This window comes from Streptomyces inhibens (genome assembly GCF_022221585.1).
Taxonomy (GTDB): Bacteria; Actinomycetota; Actinomycetes; order Streptomycetales; family Streptomycetaceae; genus Streptomyces; species Streptomyces inhibens.
Genome location: NZ_CP084681.1, coordinates 3843065 through 3865454, shown reverse-complemented (window position 1 = coordinate 3865454; position 22390 = coordinate 3843065). Strand labels below are relative to the sequence as shown.

Sequence of the window (22390 nt, the reverse complement as noted above, 5' to 3'; positions counted from 1 at the left end):
GGGTCGCCCCGATACTGGGTGTATCGGGGTGATCCCGACAACGCGGCGAGCGCGCGTGCCAGGCGTCGCGGGGCAGGCGGGAGTTTGACGACAGGGCCTAGCGACGGGCCGGCGGACGGCAGGGGCGGCGGCCGGGCGGCGGCGATGGCCCAGGGGCTGCGCGCGTACGGGCTGATCGTACGGATGTGGGTGCGCTCCACCCTCGCCTACCGGGCGTCGTTCGTGATGATGGCGTTCGGCAACTTCGCCGCCACCGCCCTGGACTTCGTCGCGATCATGCTGATGTTCTCGCAGATCGACGCCCTCGGCGGATTCTCGCTGCCCGAAGTGGCCTTTCTGTACGGCACGTCCGGGGTCTCGCTGGGCCTGGCGGATCTGCTGCTGGGCAGCATGGACCGGCTGGGCCGGCGGGTCCGTGACGGCACCCTCGACACCCTGCTGCTGCGCCCGGCACCGGTCTTCGCGCAGGTCGCCGCCGACCGTTTCGCGCTGCGCCGGCTGGGCCGGATCACCCAGTCGCTGCTGGTGCTCGGCTGGTCGCTGACCCGTCTCGATGTGGACTGGACCGTGGGCCGGATGCTGATGGTGCCGTTGATGGCCGTCTGCGGAACGGCCATCTTCGGGGCGGTGTTCACCGCGGGGGCCGCCTTCCAGTTCTGGGCGCAGGACGCGGCCGAGGTGCAGAACTCCTTCACCTACGGTGGCAACGCCATGCTGCAGTACCCGCCGACGGTGTTCGCCAAGGACCTGGTGCGCGGGGTCACCTTCCTCGTCCCGCTGGCCTTTGTGAACTGGCTGCCCGCGCTGCGGCTGCTGGGCCGCCCCGATCCGCTGGGGCTGCCGGGCTGGGCGGACTTCCTGGGGCCCGCGGTGGCGGCGCTGATGTGCGCGGGTGCCGCGGTGGCCTGGCGGTTCGGGCTCCGGGCGTACCGCAGCACCGGTAGCTGATGAGGCGTCAGGTGCTGTATCGCGACGGGGACGACGTCGTATGGCAACGGGGACGACAAGGAGGGCACATGATGAGCGGTGCTGCCGCGGCGGAGCAGCTGATCGAGGTGGACGGCGTCGAGAAGGTCTTCTCGGTGCGGCGCAAGGCGGGCCGGCTGCGACGGGTGCGCCACGAGGTGCGCGCCGTGGACGGCATCACCTTCCAGGTGCCGCGCGGCGAGATGGTCGGCTACATCGGGCCGAACGGCGCCGGGAAGTCCACCACCATCAAGATGCTGACGGGCATTCTGGTGCCCAGCGGCGGCCGGCTCCGGGTCGCCGGTATCGACCCGGCACGGGAGCGGACCCGGCTCGCCCGCCGGATCGGGGTGGTGTTCGGCCAGCGCACCACGCTGTGGTGGGACCTGCCGCTGAAGGACTCCTACGAGCTGGTGCGGCGGATGTACCGGGTCCCGGACGCCGTCCACCGCGCCAACCTGGACCGCTGCGTCGAACTGCTGGATCTGGGCCCGCTGCTGTCCGTACCGGTACGGCAGTTGTCGCTGGGGCAGCGGATGCGCGGCGATATCGCGGCGGCGCTGCTGCACGACCCCGAGGTGCTCTATCTCGACGAGCCGACCATCGGCCTCGATGTGATCAGCAAGGCGAAGGTGCGCGAATTCCTGCGCGAGGTGAACGCCGAACGGGGCACCACGGTCCTGCTGACCACCCATGACCTGACCGACATCGAGCAGCTGTGCCGCCGGGTGATGGTCATCGACCACGGACACCTGGTCTACGACGGCGGGCTGGACGGGCTGCGGGCCGCCGGGGACGGCGAACGGACCCTGGTGGTCGACCTGGAGCGCGAGCTGCCGCCGATCGAGGGCGTCCCGGGGGCCCGTACGGTCAAGGTGGAGGGCCCCCGCCAGTGGCTGGCGTTCCCGGCGGCGCAGAGCGCGGCGCCGCTGGTCGCCGCGGTCGCCGAGCGCTATCCGCTGGTGGATCTGTCGGTGCGGGAGCCGGACATCGAGGATGTGATCGCGACGCTGTACGCCGGCGGCCGGGTCCCCGAGGGGCGCGCGGTGGCCGATCCGGCGTGATCCGCACCGATCGATCCGGCACGCCGTAACCTGTTCGTATGACTGACGAACTCCCCGAGTTGCGGGCCTCCGACGCCGACCGCGAGCGGGTCGCCGAGATCCTGCGGGACGCCCTCACGGAGGGCCGGCTGGTGATGGAGGAGTTCGACGAGCGGCTCGAAGCGACGTACAAGGCGCGTACGTACGGGGAGTTGGAGCCCATCACCGCCGATCTGCCGGCGGCCGCGGGGCCGCCGGCCGCCTCCGCGCGGCTGTCGCTGCGCAAGGACAGCGGTGCGCCGACGGCCTGGTCCGAGCGGATCGTGAGCGGTACGGAAGGGGCCTCGGCGGGCGTCGGCATCCTGGGCGGCTTCCAGCGCAAGGGGCGGTGGACCATCGGGCGCCGCTTCACGGCCCTCTGCTGCATGGGCGGCGGCGAGATCGACCTGCGCGAGGCGAACTTCGCCGGCCCCGAGGTCGTCATCGACTGCTGGGCCATCATGGGCGGGGTGAACATCGTGGTGCCGCCCGGCGTCGAGGTCGATGTACGCGGCCTCGGCATCATGGGCGGCTTCGACTCCGCGGAGGACGGGGTACCGGGCGACCCCGGCGCACCCCGCGTGATCGTCAAGGGCCTGGCCCTGATGGGCGGCGTGAACGTCGAGCGCAAACTCCTCAAGGCCGAGCGGCGCCGCCTCAAGGAGGAACAGCGCCGCCTCGACGCCGAGGAGCAGGGCCGGCGCAAGGAACTGGGCTGAGGCCGGGGCGGGGCCGCTCCCGCTAGTCGGTCGACTTCCCGGCGGGTGGCATCTCGGCGGCAGCCTCGCCCTTGCGCTTGCCGAGAAGGAAGGTGGCCGCGGCGACGGCCGGGGTCATCGCCGTACCCAGCGCCGTGATCCAGGTGGGCGCCGCACCTCTCGTCTGCCCGAGCTCTACGGCGATGTTGACCGGTCCGACAGCCACTTGAGGGCTGGGTGACGGCCGTGGCGTCGACGGGGGTTCGGACGGCGTCGCGGGAGGACTGCTCTCCGGCGGCGTGGACGACGGCGTGAAGGGGTTCGGCCCCAATTCCGAGGCCGGCTGGAGGAATACCTCGGACGGGCCGGCGGACGAGACCAACAGCAGCGGGACCGACAGCAGCGATCCGACGACCGCCACGAGAATCGCCAGTGCCGTTGCGACCCACCGTACGTCGTGGAGGCGTGAGGTGAGCCAGGCTCCGGCCGGTCGGTCGCTCCGGCGCTTGTGTTCCTCCATGTCGAAGAAGTATCCGGGGCAGGCCGATCACCCACGGCAGAACGCGCCAGGCGCGAGGCTCACTTCGCGTCACCACCTGCTTGGAGCAATCGGCCGACAGCCGAAGGCGCTACAGCGACGCGGGCGCCGACTGCTTGAGGTGGTCGAGGTTTACGGCGTTGGCCATGGCCAGGAAGCCCTCGTCGCTCGGGTGGAGGTGGTCGCCGGAGTCGTAGGCGGGCCGTAGGCGGACCGGTGCGGACGGGTCGCGCAGCGCCTTGTCGAAGTCGACGACCTCGTCGTAGACGGTGCCGGAGCGGATGAGGCGGTTGACCTGTTCGCGGACCGAATTCAGCTGGGTGGAGTAACCGCGGTGTCCGCCGAACGGCGTAAGGGTGCTGCCGGTGACCCGCAGTCCGCGGGCGTGTGCCTCGCGGACGATCTCCCGCATGCCCGCGACGATCTTCTGCGGGTCGAGCTGGCGCGGGGACTTGAACAGGTCGTTCAGCCCGATCTCGACGATCACCGCCTTCACGCCGGTGCGCGAGAGCGCGTCGCGGTCCAGGCGGGACAGCACGCTGGGTCCGTTGTTCGGCGAGAACCTGCTGCCGTTGACCAGCAGGCGGTTGCCGCTGATGCCCTGGTTGAGGACGCCGTAGCGGGGCGCGCCGGGCTCGTTGCGGAGCCTCGCTGCGAGGAAGTCCGTCCAGCGGTGGTTGGCGCCCGCGGTGGAGGTGATGCCGTCGGTGATCGAGTCGCCGATGGCGACGACCGAGCCGCGGGCCTCGGTGCTCCATACGTCCACGCCGGTCAGGTAGCGCCAGTAGGGGCTCTGCTCGGTGTAGGCGGCGCCGGTGGCGTCCTCGGCGCGGTCGCCGCGCGCCAGGTAGGAGGTCTGGCGGGCGTACGGGTGGTAGGTGGCGGGGCCCGAGGGGGAGGGGGAGTAGGTGGTGACCAGGAGGTCGGCGTCGGCCGGCACCTTCAGCCGGGTCGGGTCGCTGGTGACCGCGCCGCCCGCCGGGATGGTCACCGCGGGTTTGCCGCCGAAGGTCAGCCGGCGCATGGTGCCGGTCGCGGCGGTGGGGTTGCTGGGGGCCGCGGCCAGCGCCAGCGAGGCGTGGCTGACCACCAGCGGGCGGGTGCCGTAGAGGTTGGAGAGCTGGATACGGACGCCGGTGCCGCCCACGCTGGTGTGCACGACATTGCGTATCGACATTCCCGCGTAGCCGTCCAGGGTGCCGGGCTCGGCCGCCGCCGCGGCCGCCGACCAGGTGCCGACCCACTGTCCGGAGACCGCCGGTGCCACCGGATCGCGCGGCTTGTGCGGAGAGCTGCCCGGTCCGCCGCCGTCGCCGCCGAAGCCGACGAATATCGCGGTCGAGATCAGCATCACCACCGCCGCCAGACCGGCGAGCAGGGCGTAACCCACACTTTTCTTCATGCGGGAGAGGTCTCCTGGGGAAAGCGGAGCAACTCGCTCCGGGCGGGCAAGGGCAGCGGATGATCAGCGGCACCGTTGCGGTCCGATCGGTGCTCCATGATCCCACGGACCTCCGGGGAGCCGCCCGGCGCCCCGCTCGGTGCCGGCCCGGCCCGGACTCGATGCCGTCATGGCATGGACGTGGGGAACTCGTGGTTCGTTCCGGGAGTAGGTCACAGTGGGACATACGGCCGGATCGGCGGCCGGACGTGCGGCGTGGGATGGGCCGTATGGATGGCGGGGGCACGGTGGGAGCGGTGGAGCGGATGGAACGCACGAAAGCGGACATGGCGCCGAATGCGGAGCGGGCCCCGGTGGCGGGCGCGGTGCCGGCGGGCCGGGCGATGACGGCCGACGGCTTCGCGTACGGCGTGGCCGACGAGGAGCGCCGGCGCGCCGTACGCCGGATGAAGACGCTGGCCACCAGCCTGCTGCTGGCCGTCGCGCTGGTCTATGTGCTGGCGAAATGGGCCGGGTCCTTGGGGGCGGGCGGCTGGACCGGGTTTGTCGCGGCGGCCGCGGAGGCCGGCATGGTCGGTGCGCTGGCCGACTGGTTCGCGGTCACCGCACTGTTCAAGCGGCCGATGGGACTGCCGATCCCGCACACCGCCATCATTCCGACGAAGAAGGACCAACTGGGTCAGAGCCTGGGTGATTTCGTCGGGGAGAACTTCCTCTCCGGTGAGGTCGTACGGCGTCGGCTGCGCTCCGTCGGCATCGGCCGGCGCCTCGGCGGCTGGCTCGCCGAGCCGAAGAACGCCGACCGGGTCACCGCCGAGCTGTCCACCGCGCTGCGCGGCGCGCTGACCGTGCTGCGCGACTCCGATGTGCAGGCGGTGGTCGGCGAGGCGATCACCCGTCGCGCGGACGCCCAGGAGATCGCGCCCGGTATCGGCGCGATGCTGGAGAAGGTGGTCGCCGAGGGCGGCCACAAGCGGGTGGTGGATCTGATCGTCGCCCGCGGCCACGACTGGTTGGTCGAGCACGGCGATTCCGTCATGACGGCGGTCTCCGGCGGCGCCCCCGGATGGACCCCGCGGTTCGTCGACCGCAAGGTGGGCGACCGGGTCTACAAGGAGCTGCTGCGCTTCGTCACCGAGATGCGGGACATGCCCGAGCATCCGGCGCGCGGTGCGATCGACCGCTTCCTGAAGGACTTCGCGGGCGATCTGCAGTCCGACCCGGACACCAGGGCCAGGGTCGAGCACCTGAAGTCCGAGGTGCTGGGGCGCGGCGAGGTGCAGGACCTGATCGCCTCGGCCTGGGGCTCGGTGCGCGCGATGATCGTGGCCGCCGCCGAGGACGAGCGCAGCGAACTGCGGCTGCGGGTACGGGCGGCGCTGCTGTCCCTGGGCCGGCGGCTGTCCGGCGAGGAGCGGCTGCAGGGCAAGGTGGACGGCTGGCTGGAGGGCGCGGCCGTCTATGTGGTGACGACGTATCAGAGCGAGATCACCTCCCTGATCACCGAGACCGTCGCCGGCTGGGACGCCGAGCAGACCTCGCAGAAGATCGAGGCGCACATCGGCCGTGACCTGCAGTTCATCCGGATCAACGGCACGGTCGTCGGTGCGCTGGCCGGGCTGTGCATCTACGCCGTCTCGCAGGCCTTCGGCGGCTGACGCCCGTAAGCGCACAGGGGGTGTGTGCTGCCTCTGGTGACCTGCGCCCGTAGGGCTTACGGTGCCCGCGTGCGGGAGCGGATACCGGTAGTCGTGCAGGGGCGGCGCACCCGTCGCTCCCGCGCCGCGCGGGCGCTGTGGACGGGTGCGGAGCTGGCCGTGACGCTCGGCGCCGTACTGCTGCTGCTCGTCGTCCACCAGCTGTGGTGGACGAACCGTCAGGCGCAGCACTCGGCACAGGACCAGGTGGACCGGCTGGAGCGGCGGTGGGGCGCCAGGCCGCCGTCCTTCGCCGCGACCCCGGCGCCCGAGGACGACGGAGCGGGGGCGCGGGGGTCCGGCAAAAGCACCCCTCCGCCTGGGACGACCGGTCGCCGCGCGGCCGACCGGCCCCTGCCGCCGCAGGACCTGGCGTACGCCGTCCTCCGCATCCCCCGGATCGGCGTCACCGCCCCCATCGCCCAGGGCGTCGGCAAGGCCGCGGTCCTCAACAAGGGCTATGTCGGGCACTATCCGCACAGTGCGCAGCCGGGCGAGGCCGGCAATGTCGCGCTGGCCGGGCATCGCAACACCCATGGGGAACCGTTCCGGTATATCGGCCGGCTGCGGCCCGGCGACACCGTCGTCATCGACACCGCCGAGGCCCGCTACACCTACGCCGTCCGCCGCACCCTGCCCGAGACCACACCCGGCGACGGCACGGTCCTCGCCAAGGTCCCCTACAGCAGCGTGCACCCCGCCTACCGCTTCACCGCGCCCGGCGCGTATCTGACGCTGACGACCTGTACGCCGGAGTACACCTCGACCTACCGGCTGGTGGTCTGGGGCGTGTTGCGGTCGACACAGTCCCGGTGAGACCGGCCGTGCGTCGCCTAGGCTCTTGCCACGTGCGAAATCAGTCCTCCGGCGGTCGATCCCCGGGCTCCCGAAAGCGCCCCGCGCTGCTGTGGCTGCTGCTGCCGTATGTGCTGTTCCTGGCGGTGCTGCCGCTGGTGAACCGGGTGACACCGTCCGTGCTGGGACTGCCGTTCCTGTTCTTCTGGATGCTGCTGGCGACGCTCGCCACACCGCTGGCGGTGTGGCTGGCGCGGCGCGCCGACCTCAAGCGGGGCCGGTCATGAACGCCGCCGTCGCCACCGCCATCTTCGGCGCCTTCATGGTGCTCACCGTCGCCCTCGGACTGCTCGCGGTACGCGGCCGCGGCTCCGGCGGGGGCCTCACCGAGTGGTCGGTGGGCGGCCGCAGTCTGGGCACCGTCTTCATCTGGGTGCTGATGGCCGGCGAGAGCTATACGAGCTTCAGCTACCTCGGCGCGGCCGGCTGGGGCTACAACTTCGGTGCCCCGGTGCTCTATGTGCTGGCCTATATGTCCTGCGGCTACGGGATCGGGTACGTCGTCGGGCCGATGCTGTGGGCCTACGCCCGCCGGCACGGCCTGGTCGGCATCACCGACATCGTCGCGCACCGCTACCGGCGGCCCTGGCTCGGCGCCGCCGTCGCCCTCCTCGCCACCGTCTGTCTGCTGCCGTACATCCAGTTGCAGATCACCGGCATGGGCGTGGTCGTCTCCACCATTTCCTACGGTGCCATCAGCCTCAACTGGGCCTACTTCACAGGCTTCGCCGTCACCACCGGCTTTGTCGTGATCAGCGGACTGCGCGGCAGCGCCTGGGTCTCGGTGCTCAAGGACATCCTCGTCATCGGCACCCTCGGCTTCCTCGCCGTCTACGTTCCGTTGCACTACTTCGACGGCTACGGGCCCTTCCTGCAGCGGATCGTCGCCGAGAAGCCGCAGTGGCTGACCTTCCCCGGCCATGCGTCGGGCGGACTGGGCCAGCTCTGGTTCATCACCACCACCGTCATCAACTCCCTTACGGTGGTGATCTTCCCGACGACCGTGGCCGGCTACCTCGGTGCCCGCAACGCCGATGCGCTGCGCCGTAACGCCATGTACCTCCCCTTCTACAACGTGCTGTTGTTCGTGCCGATGCTGCTGGGGCTGGCCGCGCTGTTCGTGGTGCCCGGGCTGACCGGCGCGGACTCCAATCTCGCGCTGTTCAAGCTGGTGGTGGACTCCCTTCCGGCCTGGGCCGTGGGCCTGATCGGGGTGGCCGCCGCCCTCTCCTCCATCGTGCCGATGGCCGTGTTCATGCTGGTCATCGGCACGATGTGGGGGAGGAGCGTAGTGGGCGCGATCCCACGGTTCGCGGGCCGGGAGAAACTGTGGTCCCAAGTGGTCGTGGTGGTGGCCGGAGCGCTGGCGCTGGTGCTGACCTACACCGCCCCCAACACCCTCGTCCGGCTGTCCCTGATTTCGTACGAGGGCATGGCGCAGCTCGTGCCGATGCTGCTGCTGGGGCTGGTGTGGCGGCGGCTGACGGTGCACGCCGCGGTGAGCGGCCTGGTGGCGGGCTTCGCTCTGGTCTGTGTCCTGGTCTTCGGGGGACACGACCCGGTGTGGGGGATGAACGCGGGGATCGTCGGGCTCGCCGTGAATGTGGTGGTGGCGCTCGCGGTCACCTGGCTGGGGCCGCGCGATACGGACGAGCGGCCGGATGCCCAGGTGCTGGCGCTGGACGACGAGTTCCCCCGCGACGAGGCGCTCCCGCAGGGCGGGCCGGTCAGCCCGTCGGCGTCGACGTGATCTTCTTGCCGTCCTTGGAGACCGCGAACCACAGGCCCATCTTGCCCTGGCCGTTGATGTCACCGGGCTGCTTGTCGCCGGTGAAGGTGTAGACCGGCCAGCAGTCGACGGCCAGCTGACGGAGGCCGTCGGGGCGGGTGACGGTGGAGATGAGCTTGGACGGGATGCCCTTCAGCTTGGAGCGGTCGGCGGGCTTGGCGGGCTTCCAGGTGTCCAGGCAGGCGTCGTTGCAGCCGAACTTCATCGGCCAGGCGCTGTCCTTGTTGAAGCGGTAGAGGGTCAGGCCCTTGCCGTCGACGAGGAGGTCGCCGAGCTCGGGCTGGTTGAGCACCGAGACATCGCCGGGCTCCTGGGCGACGGCCTTCTTGCCCTCGGCGGTCAGCGCGTTCCAGGTGCCGCCGACGCCCTGGCCCTTGGTGTCGCCGGGCTGGGTGTCCTTGGCGTAGCGGTAGGCGGGCCAGCCGCCGATGGTCAGCTGCTTGGTGCCGTCGGCGCGGGTGACCGAGCCCAGTGCGCTCTTGGCGATGCCCGCGGGGGCCGTCGCGCCGTCGGCGGGGACCGGCGGCCAGGCGGTGGCGCAGGAGCCCGAGCAGTTGGACTTGGGCGGCTTGGCGGTGTCCTTGTCGAAGCGGTAGAGGGTCATGCCCTTGGCGTCGGCCACGATCGGGCCGAGCTTGGCGTCCTGGTGCAGTGCCAGCGTCCCCGCGCTGGGCCCGGTCTGCGGGGCCTTGCCGCTGTCGCCGCCCGCCTGGCCGCCGTACGGGTCGTCGCCCTGGCCGGAGCCGGAGGAGCCGTAGTCGCTGGTGCCCTGGCCTGCCGGCTGGACGGTGTCGGTGGTGGGGGTGCCGGCGCTCTGGTTGCCGCTGGTGCCGCAGGCGGCGGTCAGCGCCAGGGTGGCGAGCGCGGTGGCCGCGAGTCCCGCACGACGTCGAGTGATCATTGGTGTCTCCTCTGTCGGTTGCCGGTTCCGTCGCTTGCTGAGTGACGTGCTTGGTGCGTGTGCTGTTGCCGGTCGGTCCCGGCCGGGTGGTCTCGCCGGGGGAATACGGGCTACGGGGTGCCGGGCGTTCAACGGGCGCGAAGTTTTTCTTCGTCGGGTCAAGAAGCCAGCGCAGAGGCTCAGTTGCCGCCCTGCACCCGGAGCGCCAGCGCCGGGCAGCGCCGTACCGCGAGCTGCGCCCGTCGCCGCATCCGGGCCGGCAGCGGCATGCTGGCCTGCTGCGGATAGCCGTCCGGGCCCAGCTTCACGACGCCGGGCACCACATCCGCGCACAGGCCGTGGCCGCGGCACAGCGTCCAGTCGACCAGCAGCCGCTCCTGCGGCGGCGCCGGCGCGGCGGCGGGCGTGGCGACCGGTGGCGGCTGGTGCCCGGTGACCGGCAGCGCTCCGGTCACCGGGCGGCCGCACCCGAACCCCTGCGCATGGCGCTCGAACTCCTCGGGGAAGGCGGCGAGGGCCGAGGCGACGAAGCGCGAGGTGCCGTCCGGGTGGCTGCAGGCGCCGCGCTTCTCCACCGCCCGCATCCGGGCGCGCACCGCTTCCAGGGCGGAGTCGCCGCCGCCCCGTACGGCGCGGGCGAGTTCATCGGCGAGCGCGGGCAGGCCCAGTACGCAGGGGCCGCACTGGCCGGCCGACTCGGCGGCCATCCACTGCGCGACGCGTACGGTCTCGCCCGCCGGACAGGTGTCGTACGGCATCGGCAGCACCGCGCCGGCGCCGAGCACCGCACCGTAGGCGGTCAGCGCATCCCGCGAGAGCGTCGCGGTCTGCGCGTCGGCGGGGGAGATGAAGGTGCCGTGATAGCCGCCCAGCAGGACGCCCTGCCCCGGGTCGGATCCGCACAGGGCGAGGACCCGGGTGAGCGGCACCCCGTAGGGGACCTCCACGACCCTGCTGCCGCCGACCGTCAGCAGCAGGGTGCCGGGCTCCGCGGGCAGGCCCGCATTGCGGTAGCCGAGCGCTCCCATGCGGGCGGCCACCGCGAGTTGGGCGTAGGTCTCGGTGTTCGACAGCAGCGTCGGCACCCCGTTCAGACCGCGCTCGCTGGAGCGGACCTTACGGCCCGAGGGCAGGCCGGGGCCGCCGCCCAGCCCGTTGGTCATCGCGGTGCCCTCGCCCGTGACGAACCGCTCCGTCAGCAGGGTGACCCGTAACGTCGGCCGGACCGGGCCGCGTTCGCCGATGGCACGCCGCACCGAGTCCTCGACGTCCTTACGGGTCACCCCGATGGCGACCTCCTGCGCACCGAGCGCCTCGGCGGCCAGCAGTGCGCCGTCGATCACCAGATGCGGGGCGTGCAGCAGCAGCGCGGTGTCCTTGAGGCAACTCGGTTCGCCCTCACTGCCGTTGACGACCACCGCGCCCTTGCCGTCGGACCGTTTTATACCGTCCATGACGGCCGTCAGCTTGCGGGCGAAGGGGAAGCCCGCGCCGCCGCGGCCGCGCAGATCGGTGTCCTCGGCCAGCGCCACCAGCTCTTGAGGGGACAGCTGGGGCAGGCTGCCGTGCCGGGCCAGATGCGCCACCCGGTCCATGCGCGGTGCCTCGTCGAGGCCGGCCAGCAGCCGCGGTGGGCCGAAGGACGCCAGCGTCGGCACGGGCTCCGGGCCCGGGAGGGCCGGCAGCAGACGGGTGGGGGCGGGGGCGGTCATGGGAGTTCTCCTGAGTTCCTGCGTGAGTCGCGCAGCCGCAGTGCGAGCCGTACGGCTACCGCGGCGAGACAGATGGCGTATCCGGCCAGCGCCCAACCGGCGGCGGCACGCCCCGATTTGAGGCCGTGCACCAGGGCCAGCGCCCAGGCGAGGTAGGCGCTCATGTGCAGTGCCCGCCACCAGCGGGAGGCGGCGATGCCGGTGAACGCGCCGCGCACCGCGCCGGTCACCGCGACGGCGAGGAACACATACGCGGCGAGTGTGCCCAGGCCGATGAGCACCGGCCGGGCGCCGTCGGTGAACGGCACCGCCGCGGAGGCCGAGTTGGTGTGCCCCTCGGCGATCTTCACCCAGATGTGCAGGCCCAGGAAGCCGAGTCCGGCGACGCCGGTGCCGCGGTGCACGGCCTGGGCGAGCAGCCGGTGGCCGGAGTGCAGCACCATCCGGTCGGTGGCGGCCAGCCCCCACAGCACCGTGACCGACAGCGAGACCAGCGCGAGCACCCCGGCGCCGAAGTCCAGAAAGCGCATGAGGGTGTCCATCGCGCCGGAGTGCAGGGTGACGGCGATGAAGAGCAGCAGTGCGGCCGGAAGTGCGGGGCGCAGCATGGCAGTTCCGTTGATCCCGCCGGCCGGACGGCGAACCGGCGGGCCGGGTTCGTTCGGCGGGCGCCGGGGGCGGGGCAGTGTGGGCGAGGGCCTGGCGCGGTGTGCTGCCCGTCGGTTCTGCAAACGCGGTGCGGACATCGGACCTCCCGGTGTCGGGGCACGGGTGCGGGATGCGAATTTCCATGAAATCTCCCGGCGGCGGTATTTGCCCCGGGGCTTTTGTTCGGGTGACCCCCGGTAACACTAAACATTCTGTAACCGGGTGGATACGCAGGGCCGTAATCCGGATGTGCAAAAGCATCTACGAGCGTGTTCAGGATTTCGTAAGCTTTATCGTGCTGTGACAAATTCCTGCACCGGCGTCGCGGTCGCGCGGCGGTACTCCGGATGATGCCCAATCAGGCGCACGGGGGCGCCGCCCATCTCCTGTCCCACCAGCACCCCCCGCCAGGATCGAGGTAGCGATGTCTGATCTCCTGAACCGCATCTGGTCGCGTCCCCGAGGCGAGTGGACCCGGGTAGTGAGAAATGAACTCCCGGACCTCGCTGAGGAGGTGGTAGCGGAGTTGCAGCGCGGTTTTCCCGCATTGTCCGCACTTCTCGGTGATACTCCCGTAGAAGAGGCGCAATGGGCACTTGAACAGGCCCTGCTGACAGTTCTTGGGTACCAAAACGAGTCGGAAAGTAAACGTCCGGCCGTCCCGTCGGTGGTCACCCCGATGCCCGTGGCGCGGGCCCGTCAGGACCTCTTTGACGTTCTCGCCGGCAAACGCGGGGTACCGGACGAGGGGTTGAACGACCTGGCCCGCGCGGCCGGCTGGCCCGTCCCCGACACCCTCCAGGCCGTCGTTCTCGCCACCCCCGCCGAGGCACCCCAACTGGCCGCCGCTCTGGGCCATGCCCTCATCGGCACCGTCGACGGCTACACCTGCCTCTTCGTCCCCGACCCGGCCACCCAGACCCGGCCCCGCCTGGAGGCAGCCCTCAAGGGTCGCGCGGCCGCCGTCGGACACGCCGTACCGTCCACCGACACCGCCTCCTCTCTCCGTTGGGCCCGCTATCTGCTCACCCTGGCCCCCGGAAGGGTCGGCCCGGAGACCCGACCCGCGTTCGTCGACGACCACCTTTCGGCGCTCCTGCTCCTCCAGGACGAGTCCCTGGCCGACGCCCTGACCTCCCGTTGGCTCGGCCCCCTGGAGGAACTGACACCCCGTCAGAGCGAACGCCTCGAAGTCACCCTGCTCGCCTGGCTGGAGGGTGGCGGCGCGCCGGAGGCCGCCAAACTCCTCCATGTACACCCGCAGACGGTCCGCTACCGCCTCCGCCAGATCGAGAAGCTCTTCGGCCCCGTACTTCGCGACCCCCGCGCCCGCTTCGAACTCGAAATGGCCCTGCGCAGCCGCCGTCTGATGGCCCATGTCCGCAGCTACCGCGCCCGCGCCGGCCGCCGTGCCCGCGCCGTCGGCTCCTCCATCCGTCCCTTGGGAATGGCGCGCGAGGCCCGCGTCAACGGCCTTTGAAACACCGGAAGATGACGCACCGCCCCCGTTGATCTGACCACAGCCACTCAACGCGGACCAGCGGCCCCGATCCCCGTGACAACGGGCTCGGGGCCGCTGTGCTGTACGGCCTCGCGTCCGTACGGCCCTCGTTTCACACCCTCACCACGATCTTGCCGGTATGGGTGTTGGACTCCATCAGACGATGGGCGTCAGCGATCTGCTCCAGGCCGTCGAAGGTCTCGGCGATCACGGGCGCCAGCGCACCGCTCGCCAGGCCCGAGCCGATGAACGCGGCGGCGCGGCGGCGGTAGGCCTCCTTGCGGGCCAGGACTCCATTGGCATACGTGTGGACGGTGAGCGGCCAGTTCATCGACAGCTGGATGGGGCGCGGGTCCAGCCAGCCGTAGAGCACCGCCGTGCCGCCGGGCATCAGCGCGTCACCGAGGGCCGCGAAACCGGGGCCGCCCACCGCGTCGAAGGCCAGCCGCGCGCCCTGGCCGCCCGTGATTCGTTTGACCTCCTTCACCAGGTCCTCGGAGTCCGTGGTGATCACATGGGCCGCGCCGAGCTCCAGGAGCCGCTGCCGCTTGGCCTCGCCGCGCGTGGTGGCGATCGGGACGGCGCCCATCCGCAGGGCCGTCTGGATCGCGGCCGTACCCACACCGCTGGACGCGCTCGTGATCACCACATGGTCGCCGGGGGCCAGCTCGCCCGTCGCCACCAAGCCGCCGTACGCCGTCGAGTACGTCAGCCACGCCGCCGCGGACGTCACCGCGTCCACTCCGTCGGGCCTGCGCACCACCGACTCCTCCGGCAGGACGACCCGTTCGCCGTACACCCCGTGGACACCGAAGTCGAAGTTGGCCGCGGCCATCACCGCATCGCCGGGCACGAACGCGCTCACGCCCTCGCCGACCGCCTCGACCACCCCGGCCGCCTCATAGCCGAGCCGGGACCCCGGCAGCGTCGGCCGGTAGTAGTACGTGCCCGCACGGAACAGCGCCTCGGCCCGGTTGAGCCCGATCGCCTCCACCCGGAAGAGAACCTCGCCGGCACCGGGCTCGGGCAGAGGCACCTCCTCCACCTTCAGAACCTCGGGCCCCCCGAGCTCATGAAAGAGAACGGCCTTCGTCACCGCCTCCGTAGCGGCCTTCGTCGCGGCCTTGCCGGTGACTGCCTTGCCGTCGGCTGCCCTGTCGTTGACTGCCGTGTCCGCAGAAGAAGTTGTCATGGAAAAGACCGTACGGAGCACCCACGAGACGATCCATATCTCAAACCCTCCCCTTCATATCTCATCGTCCTTCATCCGCTGCGCTACGGTGCACTCATGGACGTACTGAGCGATGCGATCGCCGTCATGCGCACCGGACGCCCCCACTCCTCGCGCACGGTCAAGCACGCCCCCTGGGGTGTCCGTTTCCCCGCCTCCGACGGGGCCGGGTTCCATGTCGTGCTCCAGGGCTCGGCCTGGCTGCTGCCGCCCGAGGGCGCCGATCCCGTCCGGCTCGGCCCCGGAGATGTCGTCTTCCTGGCTCATGGCTACGGTCACGGTCTCGCCGACCGGCCCGAAACCCCGCTGGAGGACGCCCAGTTGGCACCGGACGGCTCCTGGCCCACGCTCCGCCACCGCGGGCCCGTCCACGGTGACGACACCCTCATGCTGTGCGGCGCCTACCAGCTGAACAAGGCGAGGGCTCATCCCCTCCTCACCGACCTGCCGCCCTTCATCCACTTCCCGGCCCGCGTCGGCGCCCACGACCGGCTGCGCTCCGCCGTCGATCTGCTCGGCGCCGAACTCGCCGAACCCCAACCAGGCTCCGACGCCATCGTGCCCGCGCTCCTCGACACCCTGCTGCTGTATCTGCTGCGCACCTGGTGGCTGGCCGAGCGCCCGGAGGAACCGACCGGGTGGGCGGGCGCCCTGAGCGACCCGGCCGTCAGCGCCGCGCTGCACGCCATCCACGACGCCCCCGCGAGGCCCTGGACGGTCGAGGAACTCGGCGCCCGGGCGGGCCTGTCCCGCGCCGCGTTCGCCCGCCGTTTCACCGCGCTGGTCGGCCGGCCACCGCTCGCGTATCTGACCTGGTGGCGCATGACGACGGCGGGCCGACTGCTGCGCCAGGCCGACGCCCCGTTGCGCACCGTCGCCGAACGGTCCGGCTACACCTCGGAGTTCGCCTTCGCCAAGGCCTTCAAACGGGAGTACGGGGTGGCCCCCGGCCAGTACCGCAAACAGGGCGCCACAAGGTCGGCGTGATCCACCGGCTTTCGGGGAGGACGGCACGGCCGGGCCAGGCCCGCGGCTATGACTGTCCCGACCTTGACGGCGATACGCCCTGGCCGTCCGCCCCGTACAGCTCGGCGCGGATTCGCTGGGCGGCCCGTGCGGCGACCGAGATGCCGGTGGCCTTGTCGCCGCCGGCATGGACGAGGGCGAGCACGCCGCCGACCCGGACGTCGACGGCGTAGGACGGGGCGCCGTCGTATGCGTCGCCGCCGGTGGACCGCGAGATCTCGCACAGCGCCTGGTCGCCGAGGCCGGTGATCTCCCGGGCCTCATGGTGCTCCTGGACGGGGGCGGCCTCCGTGTCGACGTCGACTTCGGGGCAGGTCTCGTGGAGCAGGCGCCGGACCTCCAGGTAGCGCGCGCTGCGACGGGCGGGCATCGAGACCAGCTGGACGGTGACGATCCGGCGGCCGTACCCGGCGGCGGGTGCGAGGCGTACGGTCTGCTGGGCGCCGGCTCCCTCGAAGCCGGTCAGCTCCTCGCGCAGTTCGCCGCCGGGCTCGCACCCGGTCCAGTCGCCGCCGCCGTACCGGCCGAAGGTCCCCAGATCCGTCCCGGTCACCTTCGCGCGCCCGCCGAACGCCCCGACGGGCAGGAGCGCGGCCTCCAGGTCGGCTTCGGTGAAGACCCGGTCCGGGTCGGCCTTGCCGTCGACGCCGGGCGCGGTGGAGGGGGCGCCCGACGGCGCCCCCGACGCGGCGGGAGGCTCTGGATCGGCCGTCGCCTGCGTATTGCCGCATCCGCTGAGGAGACTCGTCAGCGCGACGGCACAACCTGCGATTCCCGCGCCCGCGGCAGCTCGCACGGCGCCTCCCCGGTTCGGTGAACAGTTCGACCGGCACCCTAGATGATCGATTCCAAGGAGTCAGTGATCGTACGAGGTAGGTGAGCGGAGGGTGGCTCGTCCGCCGCGTGGTTGCCCAGCCACACGCCGACGACGGTGAGCACCACCAGCAGGGCCACGGCATAGGGCCGGCCCGGCGCTCCGCCGGCCGCCGGACCGACGACCGGCTGAGCGGCGCAGCCCCACGGGCCTGACCACAGCTCGATCCGTTCCACGACCGGCAGACGGTGTCCGGCCGCCGCCCAAGCGGTCTGCGCGCCCAGCAGAACCAGCACCGAAACCGCCGCGGAACTCCAGGACTTGACCTTCCGGGCCCGGTCCACCGGCCGGCCCAGCAACCACGCCGCGTCGCTCGCGGGCACGACCACCGGCCCCCGCCCCAGGGCGTCCCGCGCGGCGACCAGAGCAAGGCCCGGCCCGACCAGGGTTGGACCGGCGGGCAGGGACCGGCCGATCATCTCGACGGTGTCGCCCTGCGCTGCGCTGCCCTGCAGACTCCTGACGAAGCGATAGGCGAAGGTGCTGCCGTAGCCGCCGGCCAGCAGGACCAGGGCATAGGCGGTCACCGCCAGGTCGGCCACCGACTCGGCGAGGTCGGCCTGGTGTGTTGCCGGCAGCACTGCCACACCGTCCTTCTTCTCACCGATCAGCAGCTCGGCCAGGCGCCTGCGCGCATCCGGGTCGAGCCGCTGCTCAGGCTCGTCGAGGATCAGCAGGCGCGTCGGCGGGCATCGCCGCCGGTCCGGGACGGACCAGATCGCCACCCTTCTATACGCCACATGTATACATGCGGGTTATAGTCAGCTTGCCCGGCGATCTCGCCACCGTTCTGGAGAAACCCCTGTGCACAAAGGCAGTTCGACGCTTTCCGTCCAACGCAGAACCGGCCTCGACGAGGCTCCCGCCGACCGTAGAGGCGAGCGGAAGCCGAGCAGGCCGGCCGGGGGGACGCGGCTGGCCGCCATCGACGGACTGCGCCTCGTGGCCGCCCTCGCGGTGGCCGCCTACCACTACGTGGGCACGACGACGCCCAACTTCTGGGGCGCCAACGACCCCAAACAGTTCGCTCCGGCATTGCACGAGATCAGCCGGTACGGCTGGCTGGGCGTGGAGTTCTTCTTCATGATCAGCGGATTCGTCATCTGCCTGAGCTGCTGGGGACGCACCCCCGTGCAGTTCGTCGTCTCCCGCGTCTCCCGGCTGTTCCCGTCGTACTGGTGCGCCGTGCTGATGGTCGTCGGCCTGGTCCTCGTCGCCCGGCTCGTCCATCTTCAGGCAGCCACACCGATCGACCCCCGAACCGTCCTGGGGAACCTGACGATGGTCCCCGGGCCGCTGGGGCTCCAGTTGATCGCGGGAGTTGCCTGGACGCTGTGGGTGGAGGCCCGTTTCTACCTGCTGATGGCGATCATGCTGTTCTTCGGGCTCACCTACCGCCGCATGATCGCCTTCTGCGGGGCATGGCTCACCCTCGCGGTCATCGCACGCGAACTGGACTCGACCGTCCTCGACGAGCTCTTCGTCAGCCAGTACGCGGGCCTCTTCATCACGGGAATAGCGCTCTACCTGATGCACCGCTTCGGACAGAACCTCGTACTGTGGCTGCTGGCCGGATTCGCCTGGTGCTACGAACTCACGGTACTCAATGACCGGGTGACCGCCCACGCCGTGAAACCCGCTGACGGCGGCGCCATCTCCTGGGCCGTCTGCGCCGCGATACTGACCTGCTTCCTCGCCGTCCTCGCACTCGCCGGAATCGGCCCACTCGCCCGACTCCGTTGGCGGTGGCTGGTGACCGCCGGCGCGCTCACCTACCCCTTCTATCTGGTGCACCAGAGCATCGGCATACCCGTGGCAAAGGGGCTGCTGCAGACGGTCCCCGCGCTCGGCGTCCTCCCGTCGATGGCTGTGGGGGCCGTCTTCTCCCTGCTGCTTTCGGGCGCCGTCTACCGCATGGTCGAAAACCCCCTCATGCGCGTGCTGCGCCGCCAGCTCACACGCGGCATGAGCCCCCGGCAACCCTCGACGGACACCACGGCGTCACGCCAGGACGAACAAGGCGGCACCCGACGGCAGTTGACCCCACCGGCGGGACAGAGCACGAAACCGGCCATCCCCGCAGATGCCGACAGCGTCCGAAGCGACGCGTGAACCAAAGCGGTACACGCCCCTCTCGTGGCGGGCGGCCGCTGCCGGCGAAGGCGAATTGGTCACCCTGGCGATGATGCAGACGATGCTCGGTTTCACCTCCGAGGTCAGGTGGCTCCGGCACGCCGGGGCCACCCGGCACCTGGCCACCAGCACCTCGGTGTGGAGCGACGATGTATGGATCGTGGACTCCACACCCGTGGAATGCGGCCGCTCGCGGGAGACCGTCAAACGCTCCGACCTGGCCGGATGGGCCCAGTACGGCTACTGCGCCAGCCACAGCCGCTTCTTCTGGGGCCTACGGCCGCACCTCCTCGCCGCCCGGCCCGGCCAGACACTGATCGGCGACAAGAACTACTTCGGCCGCGACTTCGAACACGAACTCGCCCAGCAGGGAGTCCAGTTGCTACGGCCGCTGACGGCCTACGATCACTGACCCCTTGGTGAGGGGCTGGACGCGTTGAAGGCCCCGGCCGCGACGGCGGTCTTCGGACGGTTCGAGGCCGACGGCCCCAACGAGTTGTGGACCGGCGATGCCCTGCACGGGCCAATGGTCGCCGGCCGCAAAACGTATCTGTTCGCGTTCGTCGACTCGTGGTTGCTGTGGGCCTGCGCGAAACTCGGCATCAAGCTGGTGCACTCCACCCCAGGGCGCCCGCAGGGCAGAGGCAAGATCGAGCGGTTCTTCCGCACCATGAACGGCGAATTCGTCGTCGAGATCGCCTCCGGTGACGGTCAGGCCGGACGGCAGATCGACAGCCTGCTGGAGATGAACCGCCTGTTCACGGCCTGGACCGAGAACGTCTGCCACCGCCGGGTGCACTCCGAGACGGGAGCCGCCCCGCTGGCCCGCTGGATGAACGGCCACCAACCGGAGAGCGCGGCCCCGACGCCGGGGCTTCCCGTAGTCCGGGAAGGCCGGTCGGGGCCGTCGCCCGTCAGGGGTGGGGTTCCCCTGAGGTCTAGAAGCGCATCACTTGCACTCCTGCCCGTTGTTGATGCAGTTGACCGCCTTGCTCATCAGGTTGTCCGGCATCACGTTGATGAAGTCGCCGTGGTCGGTCACCGGCTTGTGGAGCTGTTCGGGGAAGCTGTCCACCGCGAAGCTGTTGCCCTGGGGGACGTCGTAGGTGATGCGCTGGACGAGTTGCGGGATGGCCGTGAAGCCGTTGGGGCAGTTGCCGTTCTGGTCCGAGAAGGTCACGTGGTCGCGGTGGTTGGCGCTGTCGATGTCGCGGCCGTCCCAGCAGTTCTGGAAGGCGAAGGTGCGGACGACCTGGGAGCCGCTGGGGCAGAGCGGGTACTTGTCCTTCAGCTGCCGGTCCTCGAAGCCGGTGCAGCTCCAGGAGGCGTTGGCGTTCTTCGTGCCGTTGGTGAAGGCCTTGGCGTCGCCGGTGATGATGCGCAGGAAGCGGGGCATCGCCTGGACCTGGCCGGCCTGGCTGCCGCGGAAGGTGAGGGTCACCGTGGCCGGGGTCAGGGTCGTGCCGACGTTGGCGTCCTGCGCGGCGCCCGGCTTCTGCTCCGCGTTTCCGTCCAGCTTGCGCAGCACCGGCCAGTAGTGGGTGGACTGGTCGCCGTTGGTGCAGGTGGTGTCGGACTGGGCGAGCTTCTGGTCGTTGGCGAAGGCGTCGGTGGCCTTGTTGCCGACGTAGTCGTGGGTGTGGTGGGCGCCGTTGCTCACCCCCGGGGTGACGATGACGTTGTCGGAGTTGAAGTGGCCGTCCTCATTGCGGCCGCATTCGGTGGTGAAGGTGCCGGTCGAGGCGCCGTTGCCCCGGGGAGCGGCGAACGGCGGGGTGCCGGCGTTGGGCTGGACGGTGGTGATGTCGATGAAGTCGTCGGGGGAGGGGCCGCCGGGCTGGCCCTGCTGCCCGCCGTTCTGACCCTGGTCCTGTCCCTGGTCCTGTCCCTGGTTCTGGCCCGGATCTTGGTTCTGGTTCTGGTTCTGGTCTTGGGGCTGGGGCTGGGGCTGGTTCTGGTACCAGCCGTTCTTCGTGGTTTTTGTGGAGTCGTAGCCGCCGGAGCCGGCCGCCTCGTCGACGGGCTTGGTGGTACAGCCGCTCATCTTCAGCAGATAGCTGGGCCGTTTGGCGTTCTTGGCGATGGCGGTGACCATCGTGCCGATCGTCTTCTGCCGCTGCTGCTTGAGCCGGACGAGGACGGTGCTGCTGCTGCCCTCCATCATCTTGTGGTAGGCGTCGTGCACTTGGCGGTCGAGCGAGGACAGCCCCTTGGACACCTGGAGCTGGGCGCTGCGCGGCACCTCGCGCAACCGGTCGCCCACGTCGGGGCAGGAGATGGTCGTGGCGGTGATGGTGTGCGGGTGGCCGGCCGCCGGCTCCGGGCCGGAGTTGCCGGCCAGTGCTGTGGTGGCGACCGCCGCCAGTCCGCCGCCGCCGAGCAGGAGCGCGGCCGCGCCCACGAGCATTCTGTTCGTCAATCGCGAGCGTTTATGGGACTGGGCCTGTTGCCGTTGCCTCATGGGATCACTTCGCTTCGTCCGGTGTGAGGGGTGTCGGTTGCTGCGGGTGTCGATTGCAAAGGGTGCTGCGGGTGTCGTTTCGGTCGGTTCGCAGGTGGTCAGGGGCGGCCGGGCGTCGTCCGGCGTCGGGGCCGGTGTCGCCGCCGTCGTGACACGTCCGCGCGCCCGGCTCAGCTGCTGTGCAGGGTGTTGAAGTCGACGTTTCCGGTCTTCTCCAGCACCGTGATGTGGTCCAGGACGACGGTGTTGGCCCGGTTCGCCAGCGCGCGCACCATCGAGTTGCGGGTCTGGTCCCGGACCATCGCGACCAGCCCGAAGACCTTGCCGTGGGCGCGGCGCAGCAGTTCGGCGAAGAGCGGGCCGAAGTCGTTGCCCTGGGCGGCGTTCAGCTGCCCGAGCCAGCCCTGCTGATCGGCGTTGGGCTGGTTGGGCAGCGGGATGCCCAGCGCCCGTCCGGCCTCGATCGAGCGGCGGTCCAGCTCGGTGTGCCCGGCGACGAGGTGGGCGCCGGCCGTGCGCACCGCGGCGGTCGTGCCGCGTTCCTGCGCCTGGCGGCCCGCGGGCAGCTCCCACAGGCCGGCCAGTCTGACCTTGCGTACGAAGTCCCGGTCCATCGCGGTCAGCGGGCCGTAGCGGGTGTTCACCGTCCCGCCGCCGTCATCCTCGTACGTGACCGTGTTGGTCGCCGCCGATGCGGTCTCACCGAAGAGCTGGATGGGCAGCAACAGTGCCGCAAGCGTGGCCATGAGAGCGGCGACCACCAGTCCGGTGGCGATGGTCCGCCCGGATGTTGCGGAGTTGCTGAGGATCGACCGCACACGGCCTCCCGGTTCGTCCTACTGGAATGCCACCGGACGCTAGGGGCCGCGCCCGGTC

General features: G+C 70.9%; 21 protein-coding genes and 1 pseudogene. 11 read left to right on the top strand and 11 right to left on the bottom strand.

Going from position 1 to position 22390, the window contains the following annotated elements; genetic code table 11:
• The first annotated feature begins 144 nt into the window (after positions 1–144).
• The 3 genes from KI385_RS17665 to KI385_RS17655 all read left to right on the top strand — a co-directional run bounded on the left by KI385_RS17665 (position 145) and on the right by KI385_RS17655 (position 2767).
• Positions 145–948, top strand: coding sequence for an ABC transporter permease (locus tag KI385_RS17665; protein WP_238577725.1), 804 nt, complete (start codon positions 145–147; stop codon positions 946–948).
• A 68-nt stretch (positions 949–1016) separates the two neighbouring features.
• Positions 1017–2030: an ABC transporter ATP-binding protein gene (locus KI385_RS17660; protein ID WP_238573152.1), complete on the top strand. Its 1014-nt coding sequence runs from the start codon at positions 1017–1019 to the stop codon at positions 2028–2030.
• 38 nt (positions 2031–2068) lie between these two features.
• Positions 2069–2767 carry a DUF1707 SHOCT-like domain-containing protein gene (locus KI385_RS17655; protein ID WP_238573151.1) on the top strand — a complete coding sequence of 233 codons (699 nt, stop codon included), beginning with the start codon at positions 2069–2071 and terminating at the stop codon, positions 2765–2767.
• A 22-nt stretch (positions 2768–2789) separates the two neighbouring features.
• Here the strand turns inward: KI385_RS17655 and KI385_RS17650 are convergent, their stop codons facing one another.
• Positions 2790–3266 carry a hypothetical protein gene (locus tag KI385_RS17650; protein ID WP_238573150.1) on the bottom strand — a complete coding sequence of 159 codons (477 nt, stop codon included), beginning with the start codon at positions 3264–3266 and terminating at the stop codon, positions 2790–2792.
• A 109-nt stretch (positions 3267–3375) separates the two neighbouring features.
• Positions 3376–4686, bottom strand: a complete 1311-nt coding sequence (locus tag KI385_RS17645) for an SGNH/GDSL hydrolase family protein (RefSeq protein ID WP_238573149.1) — start codon at positions 4684–4686, stop codon at positions 3376–3378.
• Between the two features lie 305 nt (positions 4687–4991).
• Here KI385_RS17645 and KI385_RS17640 point away from each other — a divergent pair, with 305 nt between their 5' ends.
• The 4 genes from KI385_RS17640 to KI385_RS17625 all read left to right on the top strand — a co-directional run bounded on the left by KI385_RS17640 (position 4992) and on the right by KI385_RS17625 (position 8988).
• Entirely contained in the window at positions 4992–6344 is a 1353-nt protein-coding gene (locus KI385_RS17640) for a DUF445 domain-containing protein (RefSeq protein WP_425356920.1), read from the top strand.
• A gap of 69 nt (positions 6345–6413) precedes the next feature.
• On the top strand, positions 6414–7199 hold the full coding sequence (locus KI385_RS17635) for a class E sortase (protein WP_238573148.1): 786 nt from the start codon (positions 6414–6416) through the stop codon (positions 7197–7199).
• A gap of 32 nt (positions 7200–7231) precedes the next feature.
• Positions 7232–7465 (top strand): DUF3311 domain-containing protein, encoded by a 234-nt coding sequence (locus KI385_RS17630; RefSeq protein WP_238573147.1) that lies wholly within the window; start codon positions 7232–7234, stop codon positions 7463–7465.
• Entirely contained in the window at positions 7462–8988 is a 1527-nt protein-coding gene (locus KI385_RS17625) for a sodium:solute symporter family protein (RefSeq protein ID WP_238573146.1), read from the top strand. The genes KI385_RS17630 and KI385_RS17625 overlap by 4 nt, the downstream gene beginning before the upstream one ends.
• On the opposite strand, the gene KI385_RS17620 is transcribed toward KI385_RS17625, so the two are convergent.
• The 3 genes from KI385_RS17620 to KI385_RS17610 form a co-directional block, all read right to left on the bottom strand.
• On the bottom strand, positions 8966–9928 hold the full coding sequence (locus KI385_RS17620) for an SCO0930 family lipoprotein (RefSeq protein ID WP_238573145.1): 963 nt from the start codon (positions 9926–9928) through the stop codon (positions 8966–8968). The genes KI385_RS17625 and KI385_RS17620 overlap by 23 nt on opposite strands.
• A gap of 179 nt (positions 9929–10107) precedes the next feature.
• Positions 10108–11640, bottom strand: coding sequence for an NADH-quinone oxidoreductase subunit NuoF family protein (locus KI385_RS17615; RefSeq protein ID WP_238573144.1), 1533 nt, complete (start codon positions 11638–11640; stop codon positions 10108–10110).
• Positions 11637–12248: a hypothetical protein gene (locus KI385_RS17610; protein ID WP_238573143.1), complete on the bottom strand. Its 612-nt coding sequence runs from the start codon at positions 12246–12248 to the stop codon at positions 11637–11639. The genes KI385_RS17615 and KI385_RS17610 overlap by 4 nt, the downstream gene beginning before the upstream one ends.
• Before the next feature lie 719 nt (positions 12249–12967).
• Between KI385_RS17610 and KI385_RS17605 the strand changes: the two genes are divergently transcribed.
• Positions 12968–13768, top strand: coding sequence for a PucR family transcriptional regulator (locus tag KI385_RS17605; RefSeq protein ID WP_238573142.1), 801 nt, complete (start codon positions 12968–12970; stop codon positions 13766–13768).
• Positions 13769–13901: 133 nt separating this feature from the next.
• Here the strand turns inward: KI385_RS17605 and KI385_RS17600 are convergent, their stop codons facing one another.
• The gene (locus tag KI385_RS17600; RefSeq protein WP_238573141.1) at positions 13902–14981 is read right to left on the bottom strand and encodes a zinc-dependent alcohol dehydrogenase family protein; all 1080 of its coding nucleotides are present in this window, start codon (positions 14979–14981) and stop codon (positions 13902–13904) included.
• Positions 14982–15077: 96 nt separating this feature from the next.
• On the opposite strand from KI385_RS17600, the gene KI385_RS17595 reads away from it, so the two are divergent.
• On the top strand, positions 15078–16007 hold the full coding sequence (locus KI385_RS17595; RefSeq protein ID WP_238573140.1) for an AraC family transcriptional regulator: 930 nt from the start codon (positions 15078–15080) through the stop codon (positions 16005–16007).
• Positions 16008–16053: 46 nt separating this feature from the next.
• Here the strand turns inward: KI385_RS17595 and KI385_RS17590 are convergent, their stop codons facing one another.
• Both KI385_RS17590 and KI385_RS44605 read right to left on the bottom strand, forming a co-directional pair.
• Positions 16054–16842 (bottom strand): hypothetical protein, encoded by a 789-nt coding sequence (locus KI385_RS17590; RefSeq protein ID WP_238573139.1) that lies wholly within the window; start codon positions 16840–16842, stop codon positions 16054–16056.
• Between the two features lie 38 nt (positions 16843–16880).
• Positions 16881–17645: an AAA family ATPase gene (locus KI385_RS44605; protein WP_425356919.1), complete on the bottom strand. Its 765-nt coding sequence runs from the start codon at positions 17643–17645 to the stop codon at positions 16881–16883.
• A gap of 79 nt (positions 17646–17724) precedes the next feature.
• On the opposite strand from KI385_RS44605, the gene KI385_RS17580 reads away from it, so the two are divergent.
• Together KI385_RS17580 and KI385_RS17575 are read left to right on the top strand one after the other, a co-directional pair.
• Positions 17725–19032, top strand: coding sequence for an acyltransferase family protein (locus KI385_RS17580; RefSeq protein ID WP_238573138.1), 1308 nt, complete (start codon positions 17725–17727; stop codon positions 19030–19032).
• Between the two features lie 31 nt (positions 19033–19063).
• Positions 19064–19444, top strand: a pseudogene (locus KI385_RS17575) (transposase family protein); the annotation flags it as partial.
• Here the strand turns inward: KI385_RS17575 and KI385_RS44215 are convergent.
• The 3 genes from KI385_RS44215 to KI385_RS17560 all read right to left on the bottom strand — a co-directional run bounded on the left by KI385_RS44215 (position 19436) and on the right by KI385_RS17560 (position 22332).
• Positions 19436–19840: a hypothetical protein gene (locus tag KI385_RS44215; RefSeq protein ID WP_342593459.1), complete on the bottom strand. Its 405-nt coding sequence runs from the start codon at positions 19838–19840 to the stop codon at positions 19436–19438. The pseudogene KI385_RS17575 and the gene KI385_RS44215 sit on opposite strands and share 9 nt — an antisense overlap.
• A gap of 162 nt (positions 19841–20002) precedes the next feature.
• Positions 20003–21460 carry a DUF1996 domain-containing protein gene (locus KI385_RS17565; RefSeq protein WP_238577723.1) on the bottom strand — a complete coding sequence of 486 codons (1458 nt, stop codon included), beginning with the start codon at positions 21458–21460 and terminating at the stop codon, positions 20003–20005.
• A gap of 224 nt (positions 21461–21684) precedes the next feature.
• Positions 21685–22332: a DUF4142 domain-containing protein gene (locus tag KI385_RS17560; protein WP_238573137.1), complete on the bottom strand. Its 648-nt coding sequence runs from the start codon at positions 22330–22332 to the stop codon at positions 21685–21687.
• Positions 22333–22390: the final 58 nt, after the last annotated feature.